The organism is Nostoc sp., from assembly GCF_036916735.1.
Taxonomy (GTDB): domain Bacteria; phylum Cyanobacteriota; class Cyanobacteriia; order Cyanobacteriales; family Nostocaceae; genus Nostoc.
Map to the genome: position 1 here is coordinate 117,070 of NZ_JBALFV010000041.1, position 14,345 is coordinate 131,414.

Genomic DNA, 14,345 nt, shown 5'->3' on the forward strand with positions numbered 1-14,345 from the left:
GTAAAGCTCCTCAGCAGTTATGGCTCAAATATTAGATCCTCTACCACCAAAGCAATCAGGAAAAATTCTTTGCTGCTACATTAATGCCACGAGCAAAATACAGATAGCTCGCATCTCCAATATTCCCAATTGGTACTTTGAAAGGGTTGTTTTCCCTGGACAACGTTTAGTGTTTGAAGCTCCGCGAAAAGGTCAGTTGGAGATTCATACAGGAATGATGGCAAGTGCAATTTTATCCGATAAAATTCCGTGCGATCGCCTAAAACTTGACGAACCCAGCGTTTATGAGTTTGATACAGACTCATCAGATGAAAAAGACCTTATTAATACCAGACCAATAGTGCAGCAAATTAAGACAAAAATCGAAGATACTACAAAACCCTTACAAATCGTTGGTTGAGCATCAGTTGATTAAAAAAAAATTTACTAAATTTTAAGGGTTGCTAATTTAGCAACCCTTTTTGTTTATGATTTATTATTTATTGGGCATGGGGCATGGGGTATTGGGCATTGGGCATTGGGAAGAGACAAAGGGACAAGGAGAAGGGAAAGACGCCGTTGCAAGTTCTAACTTTTGTCCCCTTGCCTGCCCTACTGCCTTATCTCCCCCATTTCATCTACAATCATTCTTATGAATCTGCCTTCATTTCTTTGGTTGTGGAAAATAGCCGCCTGGTCAATGGGGTTGTCCCTGCTGGCATATCTGATGTTAGCAGTCACTGGCGTTTGGATGTTTCGGGCGAGAACTTCGCAGCAATTCTCTTTTATTACGCCATTTATGAGCGGAAATAGAGAGGTGCGATCGCTCCACTATACAATGGGCATCAGCATGGTAAGTTTAGTACTACTACTGCTAGCGATCGGCATTGTTGGCACTCTCGGTCATTTTGGCTCCTTGGGTCACTCATCACATTTAGTTGCTGGATTGATAGTAGTAGCATTAGTTTTACTATCTGCTTTGAGTGCGACGCAAATTAGTGCCAGACGACCTTGGGCTAGAACTTTACACATCGGCATAAATATCATTTTGTTTATAGGATTTGCCTGGGTATCCCTTACTGGTTGGATTGTGGTGCAAAAGTATTTACCTTAAAAAATTACGAATTACCAATTACGTAGCTTGCTTCTCGCCGGAGGCGAGTATTACGAATTATTAAAGTGGCATAGCTTATATGCAGCAGGCAAGGTAAGACATAGACCTACCTTACAATGAAGAAAAACATTGTAATTGAGCCGTGACAGCAAACTCAGCCAATATCTCAACTTCTGTTTTTCGTCTGTCTCCTTTGATTCGGATGACGCTGTTGAGTCTATACATAGCACTTACAATCCCATTACCCTTTTTATCGCAGGTAACAGCTGCACCAGTACCCTCAGAATTATTGTGGATAGGGATTAGCATCGGCTTCGTTGCCTTGTATGCTGTATTGACCGAACGAGTAACGGTAGATGACCAGGGAATTCAGGTTACTTACCCCGCCTGGGTACCTAGCTTTTTTCGTAAAGGCTGGTTTTTACCTTGGTCAGAGATGAAAGAGTTAAAACCCCGCACCACTGGTCAAGGAGGGCTAGTTTACTACTTTATCAGCCAAGATGGGAAAGCTTATTTACTACCAATGCGTATAGTTGGATTTGCCCGCTTCGTGCAAATTGTCCAAGCAAAGACGAGCATTGATACTACAGATGTTCGCCCTTTAGCGCAGCCGTGGATGTACTTGATTTTACTAGTATTGACACTGCTGTTAGTATTGGTTGATGGCTGGGCGATCGCTACAGCCTTAACTACCAAACAATTAACTTAAAATTGGGCGTTGGGCATGGCTCAAGAATCAATCAATAATTCTTCTTCCCCTGCTCCCCCTGCTCCCTGCTTCCCCACTCCCTACTCCCCACTCCCCTTGAATACAGCAAAAGGCACACTCAGGCTAGAGCAAGTTAATCTGTTTACGAAGCTGAAAACTCAACTTCCAGGCAATCAGCAAGGATACCCCATATTGCAAGATATTTCCTTGGAGATATTTCAGGGCGATGGCAGAGCCATCGCCTGCGGCGAACGCATTGCCATTGTAGGGCCAGTTGGCGCTGGGAAAACTTCGTTATTACGCCTCCTTAACCGCCTGATTGAACCCACTAGTGGCAAAATCTATCTAGAAAACCAAGAATATCGCCAAATTCCCGTCATCCAGCTACGCCAGATGCTTGTACTTGTATTACAAGAATCAAAATTGTTGGGGATGACAGTTGGGCAAGCCTTGGCTTATCCTTTAGTTTTGCGTGGTTTATGTAAACAAACAATTGAGCAACGAGTCAGTCACTGGACAGAACAACTGCATATTCCTAGTGAATGGTTGGGGCGAACAGAAGTGCAACTTTCTGCTGGACAACGACAACTAATAGCGATCGCTCGTGCCTTAGTCATCCAGCCTAAAATATTATTATTAGACGAGCCAACCTCTGCCCTTGATGCTGGTACTGCTTCTCATCTAATGCAAGTCTTAACCCAGTTGAGTCAGACTCATCAAACTACGATTTTGATGGTAAACCACCAACTGGAAGTAGCCCAGATGTTTTGCACTCGGTTATTACACCTACAACAAGGTCATTTATTAGCAAATCAAAGAGTCTGTGAAGTAAACTGGGTTGAATTACGAGAAAGCTTAATTCAAGCAGAAGTTCAAGACGATTTTGGATTTTAAATTTTGGATTAATCAATCGTCATTAAGCATTGGGCATTAAGAGTGCTGAATGCTGAGTTAGGAGTTAAGAGTTAAGAGTTAAGAATTGTCCCCTTGTCCCCTCATCTCCCTCATTTTCTACTCCCTACTCCCTATTCTCATCACACGCTACTAAGCGTTGAACGTTGATTATTAAATCTTTCTCTAGCTAACTTTGTTGTTTGTGATTGTGAAATATTGCTATTCAAAATTTCCATGTTAAAACGGTATCCTACATTGCGGATAGTTTGAATCAAATTGGGTTGGCGAGGATCAAGTTCAACCTTTTTTCGCAGCGATAAAACGTGAGTATCAATAGTACGAGGGTTATCGATAGCGTCAGGCCAAGCACGGCGCAGTAATTCTGACCGACTCAGAGGTACTCCCCCAGCTTGTGCCAAAACATACAGCAAACTAAATTCTTGGGGCGTCAAGTCAATGAACTCCCCCTGGAAGCGGACACGGCGCTGAACTAAATCGATTTGCAAAGTGCCATAATCCAAATAAGCTGGTGCAGTAGGTGTGCGCTTACGGCGAATTAGTGCCTCTACCCGTGCTAAAAACTCTTGCATCCCAAAAGGTTTGCTCAGATAATCATCTGCACCCGCCTTTAAACCTGCGACGATATCACCTTCACTATTACGGGCAGATAGCATTAAGATTAGAGGCTGCTGCTGACGATTCAACCAACGACAAAACTCAATGCCATCACCATCTGGCAGGTCTGCATCTAAGACTACCAGTGTTGGTTGATGACTTAAAAATACTTCCCTTGCTTGATAAATGCTGGCAGCTTGATGCACACGGTATTCTAGTTGTTGCAAGTGCCAACCCAACAACGACCTCAGATGGGGATTCCCCTCAATGATTTCTATACAAACCGAACCCACAGTGGCAAGACCCCTTAGCGTCGATGACTTTCAAAGTAACAAGCTCATCTCTAAGGTTTTGTAGCCTTTGTTACTTCAATTGCGATCAACTTTACATTTCCTCATAGAAAAGTGGCAACATCTTTAATCTGTGCCTTACCTATAGGCGATTATAAATATCCTTAAATTTTTATTAAATTTTTTCAAAGTATTGTTAAACTTATAAACAGTTCTTCTAACTTAACCTTCGGCTTTTAAATGGATATCATTTGTCAAAAAATTATAGTATAAGCAGCTAGCTATTACCACAACAGTTTTTTAGCTTGATGATAGTGGATTCTATCTTGCAGAAATTATTTTCTACACCCACGAATATATCACCAATACAATTGGGCTGTTGAGTATTAAAATCATAAAAATAACTTAGCAGATAACTAGAATCGATGTTTTCTGGAATAGGATTAAAGTAGGTTGTAATTGCTAGGAGGGTACTGCCCAAAGTAGATGTATTGACTTTGAGTTAATGCCAAAGTGAAATTACAGTTCACATTTGAGCGTAAATCATTTACAATTCTCATTCCAAAGAGTTTAATACAGCAGTTATGCTCCAAGACACACAAACCATCCGCTATTACCAAAGACTCACCGACGCCTTCGTCGAGTTATGGAATCGCGGTTATCGCACGGATGATATGCGGATGTATTTGGATGGATATCTAGCCGCACTAAGACATAGCAACATTCTTGAACCTTTTCTGATTCATCGTTTAGAAGAGGAAGCCAGCCGCTACTTGTACGATGAATCAAATTTTGCAGTGCCTCAACCACAGCCACAACACGATTACTACTAAGTACTATTTACCTAGTTATTGATAGTAATCGTTAATTACCGCAGATGATTATAGCATATTATCTGTCTTGGTCAACTAGTGCTGTGGTGTGAGATTTTAAAGATATTGTATTGTATTGATAAAACGCATCCCCTCAGCCTTATATTGGTCTTGCCAATGCGACTGAGGGGATTGTTGAATATGAAATCAAGCCCAATAGAGAGCAAGTATTTGTTTTGTAAGGGACTTCCAACAAATAAAAAACTCGACGCCACTTGCTCTCTGGAGTTTTTCAGCATGGAGAAGAAACTACTTGTTTGGCCAATGCCTTGCTTGCCCCAAGCGACGGGGAGAACAACCTCGTCCACCCACGGAGTGCGTAGCAAGACGAAGTCCGGGGATGGAGTTTGCCATCGCTTTCAATAAAAAACCTTGAAAGGAAAATACTATTTCTCTGACCTTTCAAGGATATTAAAAATAATAAATTGCCTTGATTGCCAAGCGCAAATTTAGCAGCATACCTTTTGGTTTGCCTAAAGAGATATTACGAGGCTAAAGCTACTTCTACCTTTTGCTGCAATTCACCTTTTTGGTACATTTCAATCAAAATGTCAGAACCGCCAACAAATTCACCATCGATATACACTTGGGGAATTGTCGGCCAGTTAGAGTATTCCTTAATTCCCTGGCGGATTTCAGAATCTGATAGAACATCAATTGTCTCAAAGGGAACTCCCAAGGTATTGAGGATCTGCACAACGTTGTTGGAGAAACCACATTGGGGCATTAACTTGTTTCCCTTCATGAAAACTAAAATCTTGTTCTGTTGTAGCAAGTTATCAATTTTCTCTTTGAGTTCTGGCGTCATGGTATTTGTGTTTCCTATGTTACATTCAACGATGACGAGTAAGAAGTTAAAAATTTATAACTCCTAACTCCTAATTCCTAACTTCTAACTCTATTTTTACAAAGCTGCTGTTGCTTGCCAAGATTCAGGAGTATATGTTTTTACTGCTAAGGCATGAATTGCTTCTGTTGACATAGCTTGCCCCAAAGCACCATACACTAACTGATGCTGTTGCACTAGTCCCTTACCTGCAAAGTGCGATGAAACTACTATTACCTGATAGTGGTCACCGCCACCAGTCAAGTCTTGCACCTGAACCTGGGCGTCTGGCAGTTCCGCCTTGATCATTGCCTCAACCTGCTGCGGACTAATCATCGCTATTCCTAAAAAGACTTACTTTTCTATTATTAACAGATATGGAGCAATGCCTATGCCAAGTTCAGGTTTTGGCAAGGCTAGAAATAAATGCACCTCTAAGGTAGATTTTTGAGGACGATCGCTCAAAGGTACGGCAGATAATCCTATCCTAGCACTGGGGTTCTTAAGCTGCTGCTCAGGGAGAGGGGGAGATGGGGGAAAAACAGACAAGAAAAATTTAATTTATTTTTTTGGGGATGAGGAAGATGAAGCACCACCTTCTCTAGGATAGGGAGAATCAACAAAACCTAATTCAAATAACTGTCTATAGGCTTTTTTGCCTAAATCTCGCGTCGGGTTTTGACTCTTAATTATTTGAATCAACAACGGCACAGCTAATTCTGGCTGATTTTGTGCGCGATGTACCAATGCTAGCTGAAAGGTGGCTTCATCTCGCTTTTGCGCTGTTACTAGAGCTTTTTGACGCTGAGAATCGGAAACTCTATTGTCAATTCCCGAAAAGCTAGAGTTTAATTCTTGATAAAAATTAGATAGCTGATTATAAACCTGGCGTGCTTCTTGCAGTTTCTTGACAGCTAAGGGGTAGTTTTGAGCAGAAACGGCTTGGTCTGCCTCTTTCACTAAGCGATCGCCACCTTCAATGCTCAAAAGGCTGTTATTTTGGGTTATGGGGCGCAGGTTATTAGGATCGTTGGGGTCAATGGGTTGTGGGCTAATAATGCCTGGTGACTGTGATACCTGAGCATTCACAGGTGATAGCAGGCTGAGGACTGCTATGACTGATAAAAGAGTACGGCGCATCAAGGTAACAGCTACAGCAGTGTTCATGAGATCAAGTAGTGCAACGACTATACAGAAAATTTATGAAAACTTCGGGTATCTTAACTCTGTTTTGGTCTTGGACAAAGCAAAGCCGTATTCTAAGTTTCTTTGATTTAGACTGAAAATCGGTTAAATAGAGTTCCCATGCCCCTGTATATTAATTAACTAAAATCGTCCTGATGAGCGATCGCGTTAATTCCTCTGATTTTTTAATCATCGGTTTACTATAAAGCAGCTTGGGAGTAGTTTGACAAGGCGCTGGCGAAAAGTTTATTTGAGAAAAGGATTTAGCATCTGTCTGGCTACCGACTTGCTTTGCAATAATTATCTCAGGTTAAGTGAGATATTCGGCACGAGAATCTTCACACGCTGCTTGAAGTATTTGCGATCGCTTCCACCAGGCATGAAACACTATCGCACTAAACCATTTAAACATGGCGATGTCGCCAGCCTGCGCTTTCCAAAATTTTGTTTTTACCAGTCATGGTTACAAAATCATGGAAAATCTCAAGACTTTCATTTAACTATTTGACCAAATAGTAAGAATATTTATCATCAACTAATTCAGTTGTTTCGAGACAATTATTAGCTAGTGGTTTAAAAAAATGCCAATTTGGCTACATATCCTGTTAATACAGGGTAATTTATATGTATACATCCTCAAAGGTTGCAAAATACCACTAATCTTTTATGGCTTACTCAGGATGAATATAGCAAGCAATTAGTGTCAAACCTTGAAAACGTCCAGTTTCTTAATATGCACGGTTAATACTCAATGGGTAAGAGCCAGTCTTTGGACTCTTGACGTTTGATGAGATCAAGAATTAGTAATTTCTGCAAATGCGCGATTACTAATTTTTCTTTCTTGATGGCTTAACTGTTGCAATGCCTTTGCTAAATCAGTTGTAATGCTTTTGGCATCTTGTTTTATACAGCCACTCATGTAATCCTTTACTTTAATTGGGGAGCCAATATTAATACTCACATCTGTACCCCAATTTGGATAAGGTTGGCTGTAATTAATGCCTATAGGTATAATTTTCACTCCCAGCCCCGAATGACTAGATTCAGCACTCAAAGCAAGACGAGCAATTCCCGGCTTCAACTGGTGAACTTGGCCATCACGAAAAATGTTACCTTCTGGAAAGATAACCAGGGTTTTTTTCTGCTGAAGTAGCTCAACTCCATGTCGCAGCGTGCAGATTGACGGATGCTTAGAATTTACAGGAAACCCCCCCAAACGTCGCACAAACCAGCCTTGTAAACCTTGACATTCGTCGATAGTGACCATAAACCGCAGGTCTTGTTCTCTCCGACAATCAACGGTAGCGTAAGGTACGAGTAATGCGTCCCAACGCGCCCGATGAGTAGGCGCGAATATCACGGGCCCAGTTGTAGGGATATTTTTTTGTCCGGTTATGCTAATTTGCCCAAAGAATAATGGTAATAGGCACTGACGCCCTAATAAATATGCCAGAGGACTTAACCAAGGAGAAACCCTTGAGGTCATACCAGCCACCTGATGATTTGCTGGTGTCTTCTGGCAGGTATCGGATGAAGAGTAAAATTCCATCATGACGGATGCAGCTGATTGACGGGTAAAATTTAACGAAAAGTCTGATTAGTTACACCGTAGGTTCTCTTGCGTGGCTTGTCTGGTACTAGATGGACAGTTTTACCTCTGTCCGTTAGTTTCTACCATGCCGCTTAGTAGCAAACCAAGCCTGTAATTGCTCACGACAAGCTGACTCTAGAACGCCTCCGATTACCTGTAAGCGGTGATTAGAAGCAGCACTATCGGGTATGTTAATAACTGTACGAATTGCGCCAGTTTTGGTATCGTCTACTCCATATACAAGTAGTCCTAGACGCGCTTGGACGAGCGCACCTGCACACATTGGGCAAGGTTCAAGAGTTACGTACAGGGTGCATTCATTAAGATGCCAATTTTGTAAAATTGTTGCAGCTCTTTTGAGGGCGAGAATTTCCGCATGAGCGGTAGGGTCTTTGTCACGCTCTTTTCTATTTTCTCCTTGTGCTAGCAATTTGCCTGTTGAATCAATGATAACAGCACCTACAGGGACTTCACCTGCATCACCTGCTACTTTTGCTAATTCTAAAGCAGAACTCATCCATTTTTTATGTATAAGATATTCTGTGTGGTCAGTTAGCATATACTTATCAATATAAGAATTTGAAAATTTAATACATTTTCTATGACAGGCGTCTCGCCTATCGAACAATGAATAAACAGCATATAGCCCAATACATTTGGATTCAGGGTTATTGGTGTAGATAATTGGTCTTTCAAAACGTGATAAATCACGTCTCTACATCAGGGTTTTGGGCTGATTTGAACTGTATTGGCATATAGCCCGCAAACTAGAAGTCTGGAGCTAAATAAATCAAGATTCTTAAATTTAGCGGCTAGCAAGCTAGCCGCTAGAGGTTGATTTAATTTCTAAATAGTGGCTTGGGCTAAAAGAGGATCGAGTTGACTTTGTGTGTCTAGCTGATAAAGATCATCACAGCCGCCAATGTGCTGGTTATTGATAAAAATTTGCGGTACAGTGCGGCGTCCGTTAGCGCGTTCTGCCATTTTAGCTCTGGCTGCTTCGTTGCCATCAATTTTATATTCGGTAAAATTTACACCTTTCCACCACAGCAGTATTTTGGCACGAATGCAGTAGGGACAAGTTTGCCACGTATAAAGTTCAACGTTGGCTTTAACTCGCTCTGGATGGCGATTTAAAAGGGGATTGAGAAAGTCCAGCATATTTATATTAAGCAAGGTTTTAACTATATCTCTAGCCTAGATCATTGCTGGCATTGATTACTGCCGCATCGGGGCTGGAACCCACTTTTGGAAACCCTCTAAATGATTCCAGTAAGACAAATATCCAGTTAATGCCCAAATTAGAGCGGCTATTATTAGCACTGCTACGCCAATTAGTCGCCAAGTTCGGTTGCTTTTCCAATAAAGAGTTGGTGCTGCCAAAATACCACCTAATCCAGTTAAAATAAAGCCAATTCCCGATAAAAGCGGTTGCTTTGTCAAATTCAAGTTGATGATGCGGATACCGACTACGATCGCAACAGCACCAGCAAAGAAACCGTAAACTGCTATTGTCAACAAATCCCAACCTTGAGCAAGAGAAACCGCAGCCGCAACAAACAAGATTCCAAATAAGACACTTGTCTCACCGAAGGCAATATTAAAGCTACCCATTACTGGCCAGGTGAAGCTCATGTGTAAACCAGTTGTTAAGGCTATAGCCCCAGTAATTCCGAACCCAGGAATCCACTGTCTCTGATTAGAACTATCTATACCACGATATACATAATCAGCCAGTAGAAATAGCCCAGCTACCATATTAATCAACATGAGTGTGATGTAGTCGATAAACATGATTAACCTCTTGTTTGATAAGCTTTTTACTGAACGCCTCGTTTTTTAGTTTTTAGTAAATTCACCAAATTTTTTTGTTTATTATTTTATACCTAACGAGAAACACTGAAGAAAAGCAATGTTTTAGATATACACTGCTACCCATTTGACCTAGTAGAGGAAGCGCAAAAATAAACATACCATTTCACATAGCGCAAGAGCTTGGAATACAATTATGCGTGACTTTTGACTTTTGACTTTTGCGTTGCGGTGCTGCTTAACTTAGTTGCTTTTGAACACGCTTTATACTGGAATAGTTAGGGGTGAAAAAGAAGGATGTGTTAACTGGCACTTTTCTAACGAGTTAGCAGTAAAACTTAACTTTCTTCCAGGTGTATCCGCCCTTTGGTAGACTTGAAGACTGAAATAGCCAGATAAAGCGGCAGAAATTCAAGCAGTTGAGAGGGCAGACTCTGTGGAAAATACACTTGGGTTAGAGATTATTGAAGTAGTAGAGCAAGCGGCGATCGCATCCGCAAAGTGGATGGGTAAAGGCGAAAAAAACACTGCTGACCAGGTAGCTGTGGAAGCTATGCGGGAGCGGATGAATAAAATCTATATGCGTGGTCGCATTGTGATTGGAGAAGGTGAACGTGACGACGCGCCTATGTTATACATCGGGGAAGAAGTTGGTATCTGTACCCAACCAAATGCCGAAGCTCTCTGTAACCCTGATGAATTAATCGAAATTGACATCGCCGTTGACCCCTGTGAAGGTACGAACTTGGTAGCTTATGGACAACCTGGTTCGATGGCTGTTTTGGCAATTTCTGAAAAGGGTGGATTATTTGCTGCTCCTGACTTTTATATGAAGAAGTTAGCAGCACCTCCCGCAGCTAAAGGCAAGGTAGACATCAACAAGTCAGCAACAGAAAACCTCAAGATTCTCGCTGAGTGTCTAGAGCGCTCGATTGAAGAACTTGTGATCGTAGTCATGAAGCGCGAACGCCACAACGATTTAATTAAAGAAATCCGTGAGGCTGGAGCGAGAGTACAACTAATTTCTGACGGTGATGTAGGTGCAGCTATAAGCTGTGGTTTTGCTGGAACTAATATCCACGCGCTGATGGGTATCGGTGCGGCTCCTGAAGGTGTAATCTCGGCAGCAGCAATGCGTGCTTTGGGCGGACACTTCCAAGGTCAACTGATTTACGATCCAGCAATAGTAAAAACAGGTCTGATCGGAGAAAGCAGAGAAGCTAACATTGATCGTTTAAAGTCTATGAATATCAATGACCCCGATAAGGTTTATGATGCTCATGAATTGGCATCTGGTCAAACTGTTCTGTTCGCTGCTAGCGGCATTACCAGTGGTAATCTCATGCAAGGTGTACGTTTCTTCAACGGTGGAGCTAGAACTCAAAGCTTGGTAATTTCTAACCAATCGAAAACTGCTCGATTTGTTGATACAATTCACATGTTTGGTGAAACCAAAACTCTCCAACTGAACTAATTTTTAGGGAATGGGGAATGGTAGAAGTAGGGGCAAAGTATTTAGAAATAAATCTTTTTCTAAAATTGAAAAAGATTCCCCCAAATGCTTTACCCTTACAGTAGTTAGTAGTTAGTAGTTAGTGATTAATAGTTGTTTATTGCTGGGGATAACTACCAACCAATAAACAAAAATTCCCCATTCCCTATTCTCACTTAATGCCCTATTCTCAACTACCAACTAGTAACTACGATTTAGCAAATGAATATAGCAGTGGTGGGGTTAAGCCATAAAACAGCCCCAGTAGAAGTCCGGGAAAAACTGAGCATTCCAGAACCACAAATTGAAAGTGCGATCGCTCATCTGACCAACTATCCACATATTGATGAAGTTGCAATTCTTAGCACTTGTAACCGCCTGGAAATTTACATTGTTGCCAGTGAAGCAGACCAAGGTATCCGAGAAGTAACGCAGTTTCTTGCAGAATACAGTAAATTACCCGTGCTTTCTCTGCGACAACATTTATTTATGCTGCTACATGATGATGCAGTGATGCACGTTATGCGCGTAGCAGGTGGTTTAGATAGTCTGGTACTCGGAGAAGGTCAAATTCTGGCTCAGGTGAAAACTACTCACAAACTGGGACAGCAATATAACGGTATAAAAACCATTTTGAATCGATTATTTAAACAAGCGCTGACAGCTGGAAAGCGGGTTCGCACTGAAACTAGTATTGGTACTGGCGCTGTCTCTATCAGTTCGGCTGCTGTAGAGTTAGCGCAGATAAAAGTGGCAAATTTAGCAGCTTGCCGAGTGGTAATTTTGGGCGCTGGTAAAATGTCGCGGCTGTTAGTGCAACACCTGATTTCTAAAGGTGCTGTACAAATTAGTATTGTAAATCGCTCACGCGATCGCGCCCTAGAATTAACAAAGCAGTTCCCTCAACAGCCGCTCGAAATTCATCCGCTATCGGAAATGATGAGCTTAATTGCTAATAGCGATTTAGTGTTTACAAGTACTTCGGCGACAGAGCCAATCCTTGACCGTGCCAAATTGGAAATGGTTTTAGAAGTTCAGCGCTCTTTAATGTTATTTGATATTTCTGTGCCGCGTAATGTTCATGCAGATGTAAATGAATTGCAAAATGTGCAAGCGTTTAATGTAGATGATTTGAAGGCAGTAGTAGCGCAAAACTACGAAAGCCGCCGCAAGATTGCACAGGAAGCAGAAAGACTCTTAGAAGAAGAAGTAGAAGCCTTTGATATTTGGTGGCGCTCTCTGGAAACTGTGACTACTATTAGCTGTCTGCGAAATAAAGTTGAAACCATCCGCGAACAAGAATTAGAAAAAGCTTTGTCGAGATTGGGTTCGGAATTCGCTGAAAAACATCAAGAGGTAATTGAAGCATTAACACGGGGAATTGTCAATAAAATTTTACATGACCCGATGGTGCAATTGCGATCGCAGCAAGATGTGGAAGCTAGACGCCGGTGTATGCAAACTCTACAAATGTTATTTAACCTTGATGCAGAGGAACAGTTTAGTTAAATTTAACAACAAGTAAGATCCTCTACTCATTGATCTGAGCTTTTCAATTAGATATACTTCTAATTAGATATATATCTAATTAGAAGTTAGTTATGCAACCAGAGCAATTTAATATTTTATTGCGCTTTTTCAAGGCATTAGCGGATGATAGCCGATTGAAGATTGTAGGTATTTTGGCGAATCAGGAGTGCAGCGTCGAAGAATTGGCGGTGCTACTGCAACTCAAGGAACCGACGGTATCGCATCATTTAGTAAAACTTAAAGAGCTAAATTTGGTGACAATGCGTCCTGAAGGTAATAGCCGTCTATATCAATTGGATAGTGAGGCTTTGCAAAGCATTAGCAAGGAAATTTTCACACCTGAGAAAATAGCATCCTTGATTGAGGATGTGGATACCAAGGCTTGGGAAAGCAAAGTGTTGAAAAACTATTTCGAGGGCGAAACCCTTAAGGAAATCCCCGCTAGTCGCAAAAAGCGGTTAGTTATTCTCAAGTGGTTGTTAAACCAGTTTGATGTAGGAGTCAACTACCCTGAACGCTTAGTAAATGACATTCTTAAACGCTACCATCCTGACTGCGCCACCTTGCGCCGAGAGTTGATTGCTTGCCATTTAATGCAGCGAGAGAATGGGGTTTATTGGCGTATTACATAAATATGAAAGATATTTTACAAGAGTTGTTCTGGGTTAATTCCCCGTTCTTGCAGTCGTGTCAATAAATCTTGATATCGTTGGCGTTCTTCGTCGAGTTGTTGGAGAGCTGCTTCTTTAGCTTGACGTTCTTGTTCAGCACGTTGACGTTCTTGTATACGTATTTGGTCAAGCTCAACAGGTGTAAGAAATTTATATCCATCAAGGCGATATATTTCTAAAGTTTGTGGGGTGAGTTCAAAGCGGATTCCCAAACGGGGACTTATCCATCCGTAAATCTGGTTAATTTCTTGCAACCAATCTTCTGAGCGCAGAAAACCTGTTAATTCATTTCGGTCTGGCTCGTAAATGTAATATTCTTCAACTCCATAGCGTTGATAAAACAGGAGTTTCTTTGCCATTTCTTTAGTTGTATTACCAGGAGATAATATTTCAAACACCACCTGTGGCGGAATGTTATCTTCTTCAAATTGCTTGTAAGAACCCCTATCTCCCTTGGGTCTACCAAACACTACCAGAATATCAGGTGCTTGTTTGATGTTAGGATTGCCTTCAACTGGATACCAAAATAAATCTCCAGCGATGAATACATCTGATTGCGATATAAAAAAAATTTCTAAATTTTCTTTAATAGTTACTATCCAGCGAAATTGCTTGGTATTATCCGCCATTGGTTGTCCGTCGCTTTCGAGGTAGATGACCTGAGATGCGGTATTAGGAGTGATTACCATAATGCTATGCCTCCAGCTTTCTCATATTTAGGACGGTTCTAAATGATAATGCGATCGCAAATATCATCAATTAACT

Annotated in this window: 18 protein-coding genes; 8 read left to right on the forward strand and 10 right to left on the reverse strand. The window is 41.4% G+C overall.

Annotated elements, in window-relative coordinates:
• Positions 1–19: 19 nt before the first annotated feature.
• From V7L20_RS10435 to V7L20_RS10450, 4 genes are all read left to right on the forward strand, one after another.
• Complete coding sequence (locus tag V7L20_RS10435) at positions 20–400, forward strand: DUF1830 domain-containing protein (RefSeq protein WP_334743997.1); 381 nt, start codon at positions 20–22, stop codon at positions 398–400.
• Positions 401–631: 231 nt separating this feature from the next.
• On the forward strand, positions 632–1,093 hold the full coding sequence (locus tag V7L20_RS10440; protein ID WP_334743998.1) for a DUF4079 domain-containing protein: 462 nt from the start codon (positions 632–634) through the stop codon (positions 1,091–1,093).
• A gap of 142 nt (positions 1,094–1,235) precedes the next feature.
• Entirely contained in the window at positions 1,236–1,802 is a 567-nt protein-coding gene (locus tag V7L20_RS10445) for a hypothetical protein (RefSeq protein ID WP_334743999.1), read from the forward strand.
• Positions 1,803–1,817: 15 nt separating this feature from the next.
• On the forward strand, positions 1,818–2,696 hold the full coding sequence (locus V7L20_RS10450; RefSeq protein ID WP_334744000.1) for an ABC transporter ATP-binding protein: 879 nt from the start codon (positions 1,818–1,820) through the stop codon (positions 2,694–2,696).
• A gap of 140 nt (positions 2,697–2,836) precedes the next feature.
• On the opposite strand, the gene V7L20_RS10455 is transcribed toward V7L20_RS10450, so the two are convergent.
• Entirely contained in the window at positions 2,837–3,604 is a 768-nt protein-coding gene (locus V7L20_RS10455) for a response regulator transcription factor (protein ID WP_334744001.1), read from the reverse strand.
• A 581-nt stretch (positions 3,605–4,185) separates the two neighbouring features.
• Here V7L20_RS10455 and V7L20_RS10460 point away from each other — a divergent pair.
• On the forward strand, positions 4,186–4,434 hold the full coding sequence (locus V7L20_RS10460) for a DUF6761 family protein (RefSeq protein WP_334744002.1): 249 nt from the start codon (positions 4,186–4,188) through the stop codon (positions 4,432–4,434).
• Between the two features lie 523 nt (positions 4,435–4,957).
• Here the strand turns inward: V7L20_RS10460 and grxD are convergent.
• The 8 genes from grxD to V7L20_RS10500 all read right to left on the reverse strand — a co-directional run bounded on the left by grxD (position 4,958) and on the right by V7L20_RS10500 (position 9,869).
• Positions 4,958–5,281 (reverse strand): Grx4 family monothiol glutaredoxin, encoded by a 324-nt coding sequence (grxD, locus tag V7L20_RS10465; protein WP_322648605.1) that lies wholly within the window; start codon positions 5,279–5,281, stop codon positions 4,958–4,960.
• Positions 5,282–5,377: 96 nt separating this feature from the next.
• Positions 5,378–5,635 carry a BolA family protein gene (locus V7L20_RS10470; RefSeq protein ID WP_334744003.1) on the reverse strand — a complete coding sequence of 86 codons (258 nt, stop codon included), beginning with the start codon at positions 5,633–5,635 and terminating at the stop codon, positions 5,378–5,380.
• Positions 5,636–5,653: 18 nt separating this feature from the next.
• Positions 5,654–5,848 (reverse strand): hypothetical protein, encoded by a 195-nt coding sequence (locus tag V7L20_RS10475; protein ID WP_334744004.1) that lies wholly within the window; start codon positions 5,846–5,848, stop codon positions 5,654–5,656.
• 12 nt (positions 5,849–5,860) lie between these two features.
• Complete coding sequence (locus V7L20_RS10480) at positions 5,861–6,466, reverse strand: hypothetical protein (RefSeq protein ID WP_334744005.1); 606 nt, start codon at positions 6,464–6,466, stop codon at positions 5,861–5,863.
• A gap of 811 nt (positions 6,467–7,277) precedes the next feature.
• Positions 7,278–8,036, reverse strand: coding sequence for a lysophospholipid acyltransferase family protein (locus V7L20_RS10485; RefSeq protein WP_334744006.1), 759 nt, complete (start codon positions 8,034–8,036; stop codon positions 7,278–7,280).
• Positions 8,037–8,148: 112 nt separating this feature from the next.
• Positions 8,149–8,634 (reverse strand): tRNA adenosine(34) deaminase TadA, encoded by a 486-nt coding sequence (gene tadA, locus V7L20_RS10490; RefSeq protein WP_334744007.1) that lies wholly within the window; start codon positions 8,632–8,634, stop codon positions 8,149–8,151.
• A gap of 287 nt (positions 8,635–8,921) precedes the next feature.
• On the reverse strand, positions 8,922–9,236 hold the full coding sequence (gene grxC, locus V7L20_RS10495) for a glutaredoxin 3 (protein ID WP_334744008.1): 315 nt from the start codon (positions 9,234–9,236) through the stop codon (positions 8,922–8,924).
• A gap of 57 nt (positions 9,237–9,293) precedes the next feature.
• On the reverse strand, positions 9,294–9,869 hold the full coding sequence (locus V7L20_RS10500) for a DUF981 family protein (RefSeq protein WP_334744009.1): 576 nt from the start codon (positions 9,867–9,869) through the stop codon (positions 9,294–9,296).
• Positions 9,870–10,323: 454 nt separating this feature from the next.
• Here V7L20_RS10500 and glpX point away from each other — a divergent pair, with 454 nt between their 5' ends.
• From glpX to V7L20_RS10515, 3 genes are all read left to right on the forward strand, one after another.
• The gene (gene glpX, locus V7L20_RS10505) at positions 10,324–11,361 is read left to right on the forward strand and encodes a class II fructose-bisphosphatase (RefSeq protein WP_334744010.1); all 1,038 of its coding nucleotides are present in this window, start codon (positions 10,324–10,326) and stop codon (positions 11,359–11,361) included.
• Positions 11,362–11,601: 240 nt separating this feature from the next.
• Positions 11,602–12,888, forward strand: coding sequence for a glutamyl-tRNA reductase (locus V7L20_RS10510; protein ID WP_334744011.1), 1,287 nt, complete (start codon positions 11,602–11,604; stop codon positions 12,886–12,888).
• Positions 12,889–12,980: 92 nt separating this feature from the next.
• Positions 12,981–13,541 carry a DUF2087 domain-containing protein gene (locus V7L20_RS10515; protein WP_334744012.1) on the forward strand — a complete coding sequence of 187 codons (561 nt, stop codon included), beginning with the start codon at positions 12,981–12,983 and terminating at the stop codon, positions 13,539–13,541.
• A gap of 14 nt (positions 13,542–13,555) precedes the next feature.
• Here V7L20_RS10515 and V7L20_RS10520 read toward each other — a convergent pair whose 3' ends face one another.
• Positions 13,556–14,269 (reverse strand): Uma2 family endonuclease, encoded by a 714-nt coding sequence (locus V7L20_RS10520; RefSeq protein ID WP_334744013.1) that lies wholly within the window; start codon positions 14,267–14,269, stop codon positions 13,556–13,558.
• Positions 14,270–14,345 lie beyond the last annotated feature (76 nt).